Origin of the sequence: Pedobacter africanus (genome assembly GCF_040548825.1) — a bacterium.
Taxonomy (GTDB): Bacteria; Bacteroidota; Bacteroidia; order Sphingobacteriales; family Sphingobacteriaceae; genus Pedobacter; species Pedobacter africanus_A.
In genome coordinates, this window is the sequence record NZ_JBEPSL010000001.1 from 442,633 (window position 1) to 457,882 (window position 15,250).

9 protein-coding genes are annotated in these 15,250 nt (G+C 43.9%); 7 read left to right on the plus strand and 2 right to left on the minus strand.

The window, feature by feature from the left end:
* Positions 1-45 precede the first annotated feature (45 nt).
* The 7 genes from ABIE26_RS01715 to ABIE26_RS01745 all read left to right on the plus strand — a co-directional run bounded on the left by ABIE26_RS01715 (position 46) and on the right by ABIE26_RS01745 (position 10,081).
* Positions 46-492, plus strand: a complete 447-nt coding sequence (locus ABIE26_RS01715) for a KTSC domain-containing protein (protein WP_310140756.1) — start codon at positions 46-48, stop codon at positions 490-492.
* The gene (locus ABIE26_RS01720) at positions 493-2,010 is read left to right on the plus strand and encodes a glycoside hydrolase family 10 protein (protein WP_310140754.1); all 1,518 of its coding nucleotides are present in this window, start codon (positions 493-495) and stop codon (positions 2,008-2,010) included.
* Between the two features lie 24 nt (positions 2,011-2,034).
* Positions 2,035-2,607: an RNA polymerase sigma factor gene (locus ABIE26_RS01725; RefSeq protein ID WP_310140751.1), complete on the plus strand. Its 573-nt coding sequence runs from the start codon at positions 2,035-2,037 to the stop codon at positions 2,605-2,607.
* Positions 2,608-2,692: 85 nt separating this feature from the next.
* Complete coding sequence (locus ABIE26_RS01730) at positions 2,693-3,829, plus strand: FecR family protein (protein WP_310140747.1); 1,137 nt, start codon at positions 2,693-2,695, stop codon at positions 3,827-3,829.
* Positions 3,830-4,109: 280 nt separating this feature from the next.
* Positions 4,110-7,430, plus strand: a complete 3,321-nt coding sequence (locus ABIE26_RS01735) for a SusC/RagA family TonB-linked outer membrane protein (protein WP_310140745.1) — start codon at positions 4,110-4,112, stop codon at positions 7,428-7,430.
* A 29-nt stretch (positions 7,431-7,459) separates the two neighbouring features.
* Positions 7,460-8,905 carry a RagB/SusD family nutrient uptake outer membrane protein gene (locus ABIE26_RS01740; RefSeq protein ID WP_310140742.1) on the plus strand — a complete coding sequence of 482 codons (1,446 nt, stop codon included), beginning with the start codon at positions 7,460-7,462 and terminating at the stop codon, positions 8,903-8,905.
* Positions 8,906-8,908: 3 nt separating this feature from the next.
* Positions 8,909-10,081: a TlpA disulfide reductase family protein gene (locus tag ABIE26_RS01745; protein WP_310140740.1), complete on the plus strand. Its 1,173-nt coding sequence runs from the start codon at positions 8,909-8,911 to the stop codon at positions 10,079-10,081.
* An 81-nt stretch (positions 10,082-10,162) separates the two neighbouring features.
* Here ABIE26_RS01745 and ABIE26_RS01750 read toward each other — a convergent pair whose 3' ends face one another.
* On the minus strand, positions 10,163-11,695 hold the full coding sequence (locus ABIE26_RS01750) for a SusD/RagB family nutrient-binding outer membrane lipoprotein (protein ID WP_310140737.1): 1,533 nt from the start codon (positions 11,693-11,695) through the stop codon (positions 10,163-10,165).
* 11 nt (positions 11,696-11,706) lie between these two features.
* Positions 11,707-14,997, minus strand: a complete 3,291-nt coding sequence (locus ABIE26_RS01755; protein ID WP_310140735.1) for a SusC/RagA family TonB-linked outer membrane protein — start codon at positions 14,995-14,997, stop codon at positions 11,707-11,709.
* Positions 14,998-15,250: the final 253 nt, after the last annotated feature.

Genomic DNA, 15,250 nt, shown 5'->3' on the forward strand with positions numbered 1-15,250 from the left:
GAAGATACATGTATAGGATAATAATCTTACCTTTGCACAAATTTTATGAAAAAGATCACTGATTACAGAAAACTATTGGGTGTGCAAAAGGATGCCGAATTGAAAGAATTAAAAACCGTTTACAGGAATTTAATGAAAGACTGGCACCCGGATAAATTTCAGGACAGCGAAGAAGCTAAACTGGAAGCAGAAACCAAAAGCAAGGAAATCATTGAGGCTTATCATTTCCTGGTCAGCATTGCTCCCGAAACCCTGGCCCTTTCCTTAGAAGAGTATACACAAACCATTACCAGCTGCGGCATTGCCGATTACAACTGGGCCGGCCTGGTGCTTACCGTACATTTCCTGGATGGCAGTGCTTATGAGTATTTTGGCGTTCCTAAGGCCATTTATGTAAAGCTGGTCAATGCCGATTCACCGGGCAGATTTGCACGCCGGCATATATTTCCTGCCTTCCCATATAGAAATATAGCCAAATTACAGACCGCGTAAATGCTGGCTTTCAAAAAAATGCTGTTGGCATTGTGCTGCTGTGGCCTGCTTTTATTTTATTCATGCGGTACAAGTAAAAAGGCAACTGTTGTTGCCGATCCAAAAATGGCAACAGACCAGCCACAGGTGGGCAGAGAGTTCAGGGCAGCCTGGGTTGCTACTGTAGCCAACATCAACTGGCCCTCAAAACCAGGATTGAGCAGTATGGATCAGCAAAAGGAGGCTGTTTTTCTGCTCGACTTTCTGAAAAAAAACAATTTCAATGCGGTGATCTTTCAGGTACGGCCGCAGGCAGATGCGTTGTATAAAAGCAGCCTTGAACCCTGGTCGGCCTTTCTCAGCGGAAAACAAGGGCAGGCACCCAATCCCTATTATGATCCCTTACAGTTCTGGATAGATGCTGCCCATGAACGCGGACTGGAACTGCATGTCTGGCTGAACCCTTACCGCGCGCACCATACCTCTGGCAAAACCATCAGCGAACAGTCTATCGTTAAAAAACGCCCGGATCTGGTGGTAAAACTGAAAGATGGGCAATACTGGATGGACCCGTCCAATAAAGGGACGCAAGACCACGCCGCTGCTGTAGTGAAAGACATTGTAAAACGGTATGACATAGATGGCGTACATTTCGACGACTATTTTTATCCTTATGATTCTTATAACGGCGGGGCCGATTTCCCGGATGAGGCCAGCTGGGCGGTCTATCAGAAAAGCGGCGGTAAACTGTCGCGGGGCGATTGGCGCAGGCAGGGGGTAAACCAGTTTATTGAGCGGGTGTATAAGGAGATCAAAGCCGAAAAGAAATATGTAAAGTTTGGCCTGAGCCCCTTTGGCATCTGGAAGCCTGGTTATCCCGCTTCAATTGAAGGGATGGACCAGTACAATAAACTGTATGCCGATGCAAAACTCTGGCTAAACAAGGGCTGGATAGATTATTTTACCCCTCAGCTGTATTGGGGTATCAATACCATTAAACAAAGCTTTCCGGTGTTACTGGGCTGGTGGGCCAGTGAAAATACCATGAACAGGCACCTTTGGCCTGGAATGAACGTGGGGCTGGGCGGCGACGATAAGAATGTAGATGAAATTGTAAACCAGATCATGATTACCCGAGGCATGCTGCCCAATAGTACTGGTTCAGTGCACTGGAGCATCGGAGGCCTGACCAAACACGAAAAACTGATCAGGGGAATTGCCGAAGGGCCCTATAAAAAACAGGCACTTGTTCCTGCAAGTCCATGGCTGGATGATAAAGCACCTGCGGCACCCGATGTGAAAACAGAACTTCAGCAGGGGCAGGTAAAGGTCAGCTGGAACCATGCTGACCTTGCCGATGTGTTTAAATGGGTGGTCTATTACCAGTATGGCAATACCTGGAATTATGCAGTCCTGAACCAGAAAGATCGTTTTCTGGTGAAATCTGCATCAGAAGCAGGACAGAAACTGAATAAAGTAATGGTCACGGCAGTTGACCGGACCGGAAATGAGAGTATAAAAAGAATATTTTTTCCGTAAATTTGCTTAAAGGGGATTTTAAGCATGAAGGCCTATAATATGCTTGCTGATATTGAACTCGTTGCTTTATTAAAGGAAAGCAACCGGGACGCCTTTGCGGAAATATACAACAGGTATAAGGGCATTTTATTTGTTCACGCCTATAAACGTTTGCTGAACAGGGATGAAGCCGAGGATGCAGTCCACGATTTATTTGCTGCGTTATGGTCTGGCAGGACGACTTTCAATTTGCAGACCGGTAATTTACCTGGCTATTTGTACAGTGCGGTGCGGAACCGGGTGCTGAAGGTGATTGCAAAAAGGCAATTTGCTGAGGGGTACCTTGCTTCAATAGCAGAAATGGAAAACACTGCTACCGATTACAGGGCCCGAGAGAACCAGCTAAAGGCGATTATAGAAAGAGAGGTAGCCCTGTTGCCTGCCAAGATGCGTGAGATATTTGAACTGAGCAGAAATGCCCAGCTCTCTCATAAAGAAATCGCCGCCCAACTGGATGTCAGCGAAAAGACAGTAAAAAACCAGATCAACAATGCCCTGAAGATATTGAGGATGAAGTTAGGGCTGTTCGTATTCCTTTATTTCCTGTTCCACCATTAAAATTTAATTTTTTTTATTTTTTTTCTGGGCCCTAAGCCCGCTTCGGGGGTCTGGTCTTTAATTGCAGAATAAATCTGTACAAACTATGGAAGACCGCAGAACCGAAACATTGTTGAATAAATACCTTGAAGGCACTGCAACCCCGCAGGAAGCAGCGGCTGTAGAAGAATGGTACCTGAAATTTAAGGATGTGGAGCGAGGGGAAATTACGGATACATTTATCGAGACTTCTACAGACAGGATCTGGCAAAGGCTGGAAAAGCAGCATGGTCTGCCTCAATATAAAAGAACGATCAGCATAAAACTATGGGCAGCCGCTGCTGCAGTTGTGGTTGTGGTGCTGGGCGGACTTTTTTATTACAGCAATAGAAATTCCAATCCGGCCCCGCTGTTGGCAAAACAGGCCGATGTTGCCCCGGGAGCGAATAAAGCCGTACTTACTTTGGCAGATGGCCGTAAAATTAGTCTGAATGATGCTAGAAACGGTGCGCTGGCCCAACAGGCCGGAATCAGCATTTCCAAAACTGCCGACGGACAGCTGGTATATGAACTAAAGGCTGGTGAAAAAGAACTGGACACTAAAGGGTTCAGTTACAATACGATAGAAACCCCGAGGGGAGGGCAATACCAGGTCTCCCTGCCAGATGGGACTAAGGTCTGGCTTAATGCCGCTTCTTCACTTTCTTACCCTACAACTTTTGCCGGACAACGCCAAAGAATGGTGCAACTTACAGGAGAAGCCTATTTTGAAGTAGCAAAAGACAAACAACATCCTTTTAGGGTAAAAAGTAAGAGCCAGGAGATAGAGGTATTGGGTACACACTTTAATGTGAATGCTTATGCGGATGAGCCTGCTGTAAAAACAGCCCTGCTGGAAGGCAGTGTAAAGATCAGCGCCGGGACAGCCGCTGTTGTGATCAGGCCAGGGCAGCAGGCCAGCCTTAAAAACGGAAGTATCAATGTAGAGGAAGTAAATACAAGCGTTATGGCCGATTGGAAAGATGGCAGGTTCAGGTTTAAGAATGAACCGCTGGCCAGTATTTTAAGAAAGGTTTCGAGGTGGTATGATGTAGAGGTGGTCTATAGCCCCGGCTTTAAAGACATGCCCACTTTTACCGGATCGGTTTCCAGGCTCGACAACGTATCTGCAGTGCTGAACATGCTGGAAGAAACCAGCGACGTGAAGTTCTCCATTGAAGGAAAAACCATAAAAGTACAATAACGATACTGGCCTGACCAGCCATTTAACAGATCAACAATCCACTAAAAAAACAAAATGAAGAAACAGCTACGAAAGAGAAGTTAACAGGATGGGTTTTTAAGCAAAAAAGCCATGAAAGTGTGACTAGCACCTGCATGGCCTTATGGCCGAGTTAACCCCTAAAAACAATTTTGCGAAGAGTTTTAACCGTATTAACCCAAACCTAAACGAAAGTATGAAATTAAATGCTTTTTACCTAGGCATGCTGCGCCTGTGGCTGCCTAATAAATTATTGTTAATTATGAAACTGATCATAATTATGCTTTTTGCCAGTTTAATGCAGGTCAGCGCAGCCGGCTTTGCACAAAGGCTTACTTATGCGAAAAAGAATGCTACACTGGAGCAGGTTTTTCAGGAAATTGAAAAACAAACGGGCTTCCAGGTATTGTACTCCAACCAGAAAGTAAACGATGCCAAAAAACTGGATGTGGATTTCAAAAACTCCAGTGTAAAGGAAATTCTGGATTTTTGCCTGAAAAATGAAGCTTTAACCTATAAGATTGCGCAAAAAACGATACTGATCAAAGAAAAGGCTCCGGTTTTTCAAACCAGGATGCCTACTTTCCCAATCGAGATCAGGGGGCAGGTAACAGATGCCAAAAAACAACCCATGGCCGGGGTAAATATCCAGGTAAAGGGGAAAAGAACAGGGGTGATTGCAGACGGCGAAGGCCGTTATAACATCAAAGTGGATGACTCGGATGTATTGGTATTTAGTATGGTAGGTTTTAAAGCCCAGGAAATCGCCGTGAAGGGGATGCAACTCCTGAATGTTACTTTGCTGGAAGATGTTGGCGAACTGGAGCAACTGGTAATTACCGGTTATGGCAAAAAGAAGGTGAGCGAGCTTACCGGTGCTATGGCAACAGTTAAAGGAGAAGAACTCAGGAATGTGGCAGCGGCCAGTATTGCCCAGAATTTAAAAGGAAAGCTGGCTGGCCTGATTGTGAGCGACCAGGGGGGCGATCCGGCAAGTGTGGCCAGCCTAAGTGTAAGAGGTACCGGCTCATTGGGTGGAACTTCATCTACTCAGCCGCTGATTGTTATAGACGGATTGATCCAGGACATGAGCAATATATCAACCGTTGCAGGTGCAGGAAATATTCTTAACCTGAGCCCGAATGATGTAGAGTCGGTTACTTTGTTAAAAGATGCTGCTTCAACAGCTTTATACGGATCGAGAGCAGCCAATGGTGTATTGGTAATTACCACCAAAACAGGTGCAGGATTGCGTTCGGGCAAGCCACAGCTCAACATGGAAGCAAATTACAGCTGGGAAAATCCCACTTTTGGAAAATTCAGAATGATGAACAGTACAGAGCGTTATGAATTACTGGGCCAGGCTTATGCCAATGATTACAGAAACCAGAATCCGACCAAAACAGATGCCGAAGTACAAGCCTATCTCGCTACCGTAATGCCAAATAAGGCAGATGCTTTATCACACGATACAGACTGGATGAAGGAAGGTTACCGGACCGGACAGGTCCAGCGCTATAACCTCTCGCTTGCCGGTGCTTCCGAGAAATTCAATTATTATGGAGGTGCTACCTACCATAGGGAACTTCCCGTGGCGATCACTGATAAATTTGAACGCTACAATATCAGGGTAAATACCGAGTATAAACCTACATCCAGGCTGACCATCAATACCGGTTTCAATGCACTGTATTCACCAACACAGAACTCCGGATTAGGTAACTATCGTCCTAATCTATATAAAATGATGCCCTGGGATTATCCTAAGAATGCCGATGGCAGCTACCGTTTAGGTGGTTCCAATGAGCCTAACTGGTACACCAAAGGTGTTTTTAACCCATTGTACAATACACAAGAAGGGCTCAGCTACCGCTACGACAAGGCCTATATAGCGGGGCTGGATGCGAAAGTAAGCTATAGTTTCAATTCATGGCTCGATCTTTCCAGTTCCAACCGCATTACACTCACGAGTTCCAAAAATGGCTTCTATATTGATCCGCTCGACCTGAGTTCAGGCCGGCCGGGCGGTTCTTATTCAAGAAACATTACCCAAAACCTGAATTACATTACCTCCAACCTGTTAACTTTTAACAAGCAATTTGGTCTGCATCAGGTAAAAGGGCTTGCCGGTTTTGAGTTCAACAATGTGCGTAACGAAAATACAGGGGGGACTACCACAAACATTACTTCCGGCCTTTTGTCATTAAGCCAGGGTACATTTCAGGGGATAGTTGAAAATATTGCCGAGGTTTCCTACCTGTCTTACCTGTCTGAAGCAAATTACAGTTACGACAACAAATATTTTGTGTCAGGCTCATTCAGGAGGGATGGATCCTCAAAATTTGGAGCGAATAACAAGTACGGTAACTTTTATTCTGTGGGTGCTTCCTGGACCATCAGCAATGAGGCATTTTTAAAGAATAACAAAACGCTGACCAACCTGCGTTTAAGGGCAAGTCATGGTACCACAGGTAATGCCGATCCGGTAGGTGCATATGCTATTTATGGGGCTTATAACTTTATAAACGGAACTTTACAGTACGACGCTAAACCCGGTATTGTACCCGGGCCAAACGACAATAACCCCGACCTGCACTGGGAAGTACAGCGCATGAACAACCTGGGGCTTAATATTGGTTTATGGAACCGTTTAAACCTGGCGATAGACCTGTATGACAAAGCCAATACCAATATTTTAAGGACAGTACAGGCTCCGATCAGCAGCGGTGTAACCGGCGTAGTGAAAAATATTGGTAAAGTTTCCAATAAGGGTTTTGAGTTAGACCTCAATTCATTGAATATCGACGGGAAAGTAAAATGGATTACCAATCTGAACCTGGCCTTTAATCGCAATAAGGTGCTTTACCTAACCGATGTACCTTCCACTTTGCCTACTACCGGTGGTTTTGTCATTGCCCCGGGTTATGCCATTGGCACCATTTATGGTATTGTGTATAAAGGAGCAGATCCGGATACCGGCAAACCATCTTACGAAGTACTTAATGCAGATGGCAGCAAAGGCACCACACTGAACATCAAGGAAGCTACTTTGCAAATCCTGGACTCCCAGCAACCTGATTTTTCGGGGGGTATCACCAATTCAGTAAGCTATAAAGGTTTCACCCTCAGTGTACTGGCAAATTTCGTTACCGGACTTAAAATAAGCAACGACCTGCGCGGCTTTATCTTTGGCCCGCTGGAAGTAGATGGCGCCTCAAAAACACTGAACAATACAGCACTTCCCAAAGGACAAACCCGCTGGGAGAAGAAAGGGGACATTGCCTTTGCACCTGCCGCTACTTTAAATGGCTATCCGGAAGCCAATGGTTATACCACCACAAGGTTTATAGACAATGCCAGTTTTTTCAGGATACGTAACATCAGGTTAACCTATGATCTGCCATCGAGGTGGCTGGATAAGGCCAAGATAGGTAGAGCTTCGTTTTTTGTTGCTGCCGATAATGTTTTCACCATCACCAGGTTTACAGGTCTGGATCCGGAAGTGGGGGGCAATAGTTTTGAAAACGGATCGAAATATCCGATCAACAGAAAAATCACATTAGGACTTAACATGACCCTGTAACCAGGCCGGTCAATAAAAAATTTTCAATCATGAAAAAGATTCGCAATTATAGTTTACTGCTTTTAACTTTATTGTTACTTGCAGCATGTTCCGAAAAGCTGGACCTGCGTCCGGAAACCAGTATGGATACCGATAAGGCACTTACAGGAGAGACCAATCTGAAGCTGGCCACCAGCGGCAATTACAGTCTGTTCAACGATCTTGATTTTATGCCGACGTATTTTCATATGGTTGAGTCTCCCGTAGATAACGTAGAAGCAACATCGGTTTTTGACCCGGGCGGCACCCGGCAATATGGGGCGTATTCCTATGTCTATTCCCCAACAATGGCCAATTCCAGCCGGATGTACGCGAATGCCTATAAGCTCATCAGAGGTGCGAACAATGTGATCGCCGCTATCCCTGATGATGCCAGTCCAGTATTGCTGCAGTTGAAAGGGGAAAATCTCTTTTTAAGGGCTTTTGCCTACCACTCTTTGGTCAAAGCTTATGGCCGCCCTTATGTACAGGGCAGTGGCAACAACCCTGCGGTACCTATTATTGATAAACCCATGCCAACACTGGAACGTCCTGCCAAACGCCATACTGTAAAAGAAGTATATGATTTTATGGTCGCTGATCTGTTGAAAGCAGAACTGCTCATGACCATAGACAACAACAATGCTTATGCTTCCAAATACACTGCGCAGGCAATGCTGTCATCGTTATACCTGAACATGGGCAATGATGCAAAAACCATAGAATATGCCGATAAGCTGATTGGGCAGACTGCCAGATTTAGCCTGGTGCAGGGCGATGCCTATAAAGGCTACTTTGCTACCAACCACAGTGCAGATAAGGAAACCATATTATGTATTAAAAACCTGGATGGCACAGGCAGTGGCTTTTTTTACTATAACCAGAGCTATACGGTAGAAAAATTTGCTGCGGTTTCGAAACCTTTATGGGATTTGCTGAACGAAGGAACCGGAGATCTGCGAAAGAATTTTTACAAAGCACTGAAAACAGCTGATGGCACAACCTGGAACTTTACCACCAAATTTGTACAGAACCCAGCGGTGAATACCACCGAAAAAGTGAGCTCACCGCCAATTTATCGCCTGGCAGAAATGTACCTGAACAGGGCTGAAGCCTATGCCAAACAAGGCAAAGACCAACTGGCCATCGACGATGTGAATACCATCCGAAGAAGGGCAGGGCTTACGGGCACTGACCTCTATGCCGTAGGCAGCTTACGTGGCCGTAGCAGTGTTTTACAGGTGGTTTTAGATGAACGGCGTTTAGAGTTTGCTTTCGAAGGAGGGCAACGCAGGGATGACCTGCTGCGGAATAATTTGCCTATGATCCGGACGTATGGCAAAGCAGGGCAGCCTGGATCGAACATTACCGTACAGCCTACTGATGCACGCGTAGTTTATTACCTTCCTTTAAACGAGACCAATGGCGTAACCAATTCTTTAGAACAAAACCCTTAACCTATGAGATTTTATTGTATAACATTAAAAAGCCTGCTGCCGGCGCTGCTGATGCTCAGTAGCCTGACAGGATATGCCCAGCAAAAAGATAGTTTTACCCTTTCGGGCAAAATAACCAACGCGGATTATGATTTAATCTACCTTCGGTATGTTGCCCCTTCGGGAACCAATGTACTCGACAGTACCAAAATTGCGAATGGTGCATTTCAGTTTAGAGGCCAGATAGCCGAACCCACAGTTGCCTTTCTGTATGGGAAAATGAAAAGCCAGAGCATGGACGACCCTAATTTTACCAGCATATTCCTGGAGCCTGCGCCGATGAGCATTCGTGTGAAAGCAGGAGATTTCAAGAATGCTGAGCTGAAAGGCTCGGTAAGCCATGACCAGCAAAAGGCCCTGGATAAGCTTAAAGCACCGATAAGAAAAGAGATGGAGCCTGTTCTGGAGGTTTATAGGAAAGAAAAGAACCATGAAAAGGCTGCTGAAATCCGGGAGCAGTTTGAGCCCTTCAATGCAAGAATGGACAAAATAGATTTTGCCTTCTTTGCTGCGCATCCCGATTCCTATGTAACGCCATACCTGATGCGTTTTAAAATTGCAGGTCTGAATACAGCAGAAGCAAAAAAAATCTATAACAGCTGGACAAAGCGCATACAACAAAGCAGCTATGGCAAATACATAGCTGAAGAGATCAAAAAACTGGAAAGCGGTTCCCCTGGTAGCAAGGCAGCAGCCTTTACGGCAAAGGACATCAATGGCGAACAGCTGAGCCTTTCAGATTTCAAAGGCAAAAAGTACGTGATGATTGATTTCTGGGCCAGCTGGTGCGTGCCTTGCCGCAAAGGTAACCCGCACCTGATCTCGGTGTACAATAAATACAAAGAAAAAGGGCTGGAGATTATTGGCGTGGCCAGCGATGATAATGCTGTTGAAGCCTGGAAAAAGGCGGTGGAGCAAGACAAGATCGGTATCTGGAAACACGTGTTAAGCGGCTATAAACGTGATGCCAGCGAAGCTGAGAAAGGGACACATATTAGCCCACGTTATGGTATCCACACCTTACCAACAAAAATCCTGATTGATAAAAACGGGATCATTATAGGACGCTATGGCGGTGGCGGAGAAGACGATGCCGCAATGGATAAAAAACTGGAAGAGATTTTCGGAAAAAGTTAAATTAATAAAAACGTAAAACGGAGGGCCTGTACAAGTTAATTTGTACAGGCCCTTTGCATTTTTATGACATTATGTTATTGGCTACTGCAATATCCACATGAGATCGTCAGTACGGTCATTTCCCTTATATTGCCTGTCAAGGGCCGCTTTCAGGTTTTCAAGATTGTAATTATATTCTTCTGAAGGGTAGGTGTAACGAACCGGGATTCGGGTTTTGTCAAAAGGATTTGTACTTGTTGCCGGGTTAACAGGAAGGTTAGGATAGCCTGTACGTCTATAGTCGTAGTAAGCATCGTAAGGATACTGCATAAAATACAATAAGTATTTTTGCATCCAGATTTGTTTCAACTGTCGGGTTTGTTCTGCTGCAAAAGACACATTAACGTTTTGTAAGTAGGTATCCGTTATATAAGTAGCTGTAATTTTTCTGCCACTATGGTACCTGGTGTCATCCGGGGTTGTATTGTTTACAAAATTCATCGAAGCTCGTATTCCTTCTTCGTAATAGGTTTTGGCCGAACCTGCAGCCCAGCCCCTTACGATTGCTTCGGCTATGATCAAATTTTGTTCTGCGTAGCCAATCCTGACCAATGGTTCCCCAGGCGCATAAGCCGTATAACGTAAATTTAGCTGTGAGTATTTTTTTGCATTAAATAAAGCTACAACAGCCGTAAACTCAATCGATGGATCGGTACCCATATAGGCATCCCAGTCGGAAGATAATTTGCCCTCTGTCTGGGTTTTATATACCGCAGGGGCTGCAAAATAGAACAACCGATAATCACCATATTTTTTCATAGTGTCTATCATTACACTCGAAACCATACTGTAACTGGTAAATTTATTGATGGAGTTGTTAAAAGGGTAGAGCTGGTTAGCCTTATCTGAATACACCAGTTGAAGGTTGTCACTATTGCTGCGCAGCAATGGTTCAGCCTGCAGGATTTTTGCAAAGTTTTCTTTGATTTTCAGATCTCCGTCAGACTCTTTTTTTGAAAGGCTAATTAATACCTTTAAGCGAAAAGAATTCACAATCCTACGCCAGGTATCAACATTGCCATTTAGCAAAGGGTCTCCTGAGAAATTTTTGCCTGCAGCAAAAGCTGCAGCTGAATTTTCCAGATCTTTTAGCACTTGCTGCATAACCTGTTTCTGTGTATCATATTTAGGGGTTACATTTCCGGTCTCCGCGCTAAGCGCCTCAGCGTAGGGGATATCACCAACACTTAGCGACAAATAATAAAGCTTGTATGCTTTAATAAACAACCCTAATCCGGTGTAAGCATTTTTGTCTGTTTCTGCTGCAGCATCGATCATTTTCTGTACGTTGGTCAATACAGGTAAGCCACCGAAACTTGCACTTCCGAAATTATTGTACTGTTCACCCTGTGGTAACTCCCCCCATGCCATCTGTTTATTCGTTAGTGCAGACAATATAAAACCTTTATCTCCGCCTGCTCTTGTAATGTTCAGAATCAGGTTAGTTGCTAGCAAGGACGCGGTTGTCTTTGTTGGTGAATTGGGATTGGTATTGATATTTTCAAATTTCTTGCAGGACTGCAGAAACACTGAAGTTACTACAATTAGCAGTATGTATCTATATAGTGTTTTCATTTTTTCTTGATTTAAAAAGTAGCTTTTATATTAAAACCCATATATCTTACTGAAGGTGAGTTGAGGTTATCGCCACCAACATCTGGATCTGAATATTTCCAGTCTTTAGTCCATAGCAGCATATTCTGGCCTATAAAACCAACAGAAGCATTTTTCATTCCGATATTTTTAACCAGTTTGGTGGGAAGCATATACGTAAGCGATAACTCCCTTAACTTAAAGAAGGTCTGCTTAAAGTAGTTTTGTGTTCCCTGTGAATTCCTAACATAGGTTTCATAAGATACTGCTGTGGTATTTGGTTCGAAAACACGGGTGTCTGTCAGAATGTTCCCAAATACATCCCTGGTGGTTGTGCCCGATACAACCTTAACGCCGTTGGCTACAAAGGATTTCTTGCCATTTACAACCTCATCATAACGCCAGTTGTTGTCGCTGTCGATATGAGTACCTGAGCTCCACATGTAATGAATCATATTAGAATAAGCGGTGCCACCAACGCGACCATCAAATGAAAAGTTAAGTGTAAAATTCTTATATCTAAATGTGTTATTCAAACCCCATATCCAGTCCGGATCGCTATAGCCCTGAATGGTTTCTTGCTGACTCCTTATCGGAAAACCGTTTTGAAGGATCGGCTGACCATCAGGTGACTTATCCCATGAATTACCGCTAACCCAGTCATAACGACTTCCTTTAGTAACCCATTGTTTTTTTGTACTATAAATCGGATCTAGTGCCGCATAATATCTGCGGTTTGTAGACCAGTTCAACCCAAGATCCCAGCTAAACCCATCATTTTTTACAACTGTACCCTCCAGTGTCAACTCGACACCCTTTCTTTCAAGTTCTTCCTTAGTATTGATCAGTACTTTACCTACGCCAGAAGCACTACTCACAGTAGAGGAAATGATCTGGTTGTAATACAGGTTATTAAAATAAGCTACATCGAAGCGGATGCGGTTTTTCAGAAAGAAAAATCCAGCACCATATTCGTAGGTTCTGTTGGTTTGTGGAAGGATGTCGGCTCCCCGAATGGTTGTAGGAAAGCTACTTGAACTGGCTCCGTTCCATACATTGGTACTGATGCTGTAACTGTTGTTAATCGCATATACGTCAGCATCCAGTTTGGTTTTTGTCCATGATCCACGGAGTTTGGCCATACTTATCCATGAAGGCAATTTAAGCAGTTCTGAGAAAACGAGACTTCCCGACACAGAGGGATAGAAATAAGAGCGCTCGCTAGCTGCAAGGGTCGAAGACCAGTCGTTTCTTCCGGTAAGGTCAATGAAAGCAAAATTGCCATAGGAAATACCGGCCTTTGCATACAAACTGTTCACTTGCTTCTTATAAGCGCCTGGTGTACTCTTAACCGGATCTACCGAGGCGGCTATAGAATAAAATCCCGGAACGGTGATTCCATTTTGGGTCTCTGTATTTAACGAGGAATGTTCCCTGTAGAATATACCCCCACCAATTAATCCATTAACCTGAAATTTTCCGAATTTGTTTTCCGAAAGGAGCATCAGGTCGTTATTTGTGGTAAAAGCATCCGATTTGGTTATACTGTAATATCCTTTTTTGTTCCAACCCCCAACTGCACTAATGGAATTGCGCCATTGAATAGTTTGTGAATAGGTGTCAATTCCAGATCGTAACACTGCTTTTAACCAGGGTTTTATCTGGTAATTCGCATTGACATAACTGTTTGTTAAGTTGTAATTGTCGCCTCTTAAAATTTCATTGGCTATAAAATAAGGATTGTCATACCATGTGTTCTCCATCCAGTTTTGTAGCACGTTCTCTTTGCCGGCAACCCAATAGTTTTTATAATCACGGATATCGTATTCGGTTCCCGACCAGATCAGGAGGTTATACAAATAACCTCCGGCTCCATAACCTGCACCGATATTATTTGGATAAAACCTTTTGTTAAAAGTAAAACCCGCATCCAGTGTAAAATCACCGGCTTTAATATCTCCCGAAATGCTGGCAATAACCTTGTTCAGTTTGGTGTTGGGGTACTGTCCGCGGTTACGAACATCTGTTAAGGAGGCCCTGAAACCACCATTTTTCCCACTTTGCGCGATACTGATGTTGTTGTTTAGGATAATACCTCGTTGAAGGAAATTTGCCAGATTATCTTTTCCTTTTGAAACCAGAGGCATATCTTCAAATTGATAGGTACTTGGGTTGTATTGTTTGGCCGTCCTTCCGATATCCAGTTTGTCTCCCCATACATAATCACCAACCCCATATTTACCTCCTCCTCCGGAACTGTAGCCCGTCTGCACTTTAGGAAAGGCCAGAAAACCAGCAGAGAACATACTGCTGCTGTTCACAGCGATATCCAAGGCACCATCCTTATTCCCTCTTTTTGTGGTGATCATGATGGCTCCATTTCCTCCCCTGTTTCCATATAGGGCAGATGCGGTTGCTCCTTTAAGCACATCAATACTTTCAATGTCATCAGGAGAGATATTATCCAGAGTTACGTCGGAGGAGGAATGTGGTACCCCATCAATTACCAGTAATGCTTCAACACCACGGAGTCTGATAGATGGAATAGCAGCAAACTCTGTGCTGTTTTGAATATTCAATCCAGCTACTTTACCGGTTAAGGAAGTGGCGATATTGACGCCTTTGGTAGAAGTCAGACTATTACCAGATACCTTTTGGACAGCATAACCCAATGATTTTTCTTCCCGTTTGATCCCCAGTGCTGTGACTACCACTTGTGCAAGTTCTGTTGTCGCTACTTTCAAAGTAATCGAAATGTTACTATCTGAAGTAACGATAACTTCTTTTGTTTCGTAGCCTATGATGCTGATCACTAGGATGTCGTTTACGGCCGCATTAATGGCAAACGAACCTTCCGCATCACTAACTGTATTTTTTTTAGTCCCTTTGATGGAGACTGTAGCGCCCGGAATTGGTTTTGAACTCTCATCTAGTACCTTACCCTTCACATCAACCGCAACGAACATCCGCATTAAATTGGCAATGAGCGAAGGTTTAGGCATTAAGACTATGGATTTATCTTCAATGGCAAAAGTAACGTTCTCTTCCTGTAGAATTCTGGTCATTGCAGTTTCCAGTGATGCATTTCTAAGGTTTAAGCTGATCCTTTTATTTCTATCGATTTTCTCAGACTGGGATATTACAATATAGCCCGTTTGTTTCCTGATCTGAGAAAAGGCATCCCTTAGACTGATACTTTCCTTCAGAATGGTAATGTTTTGCGCACGGGTAGAGGCACTTACCTGGATAAGTGACGCTAGTAATATGAGAGTTGTTAGCCGCATAATTGCCCATATTTTATGGAAATGCCGGTTGGGCATACCAATTCTTTTAGTATAATTTTTATACATTTGTTTCGTTCGGTTTTAGCACGAGTTAAGTTAAAGCGTTTTGTGCCAGCTTTTCTCGCAGGTTTATAGCATGTGCCTTTTGCTTCGAATCTTTAAGCACACTGCCTTATTAAATCTCTTTTATTTGGTTATGGCCGGAAAACTTAAACCAGAGGTGTTCACGCACTTCTGGTTTTTTATTAACCGT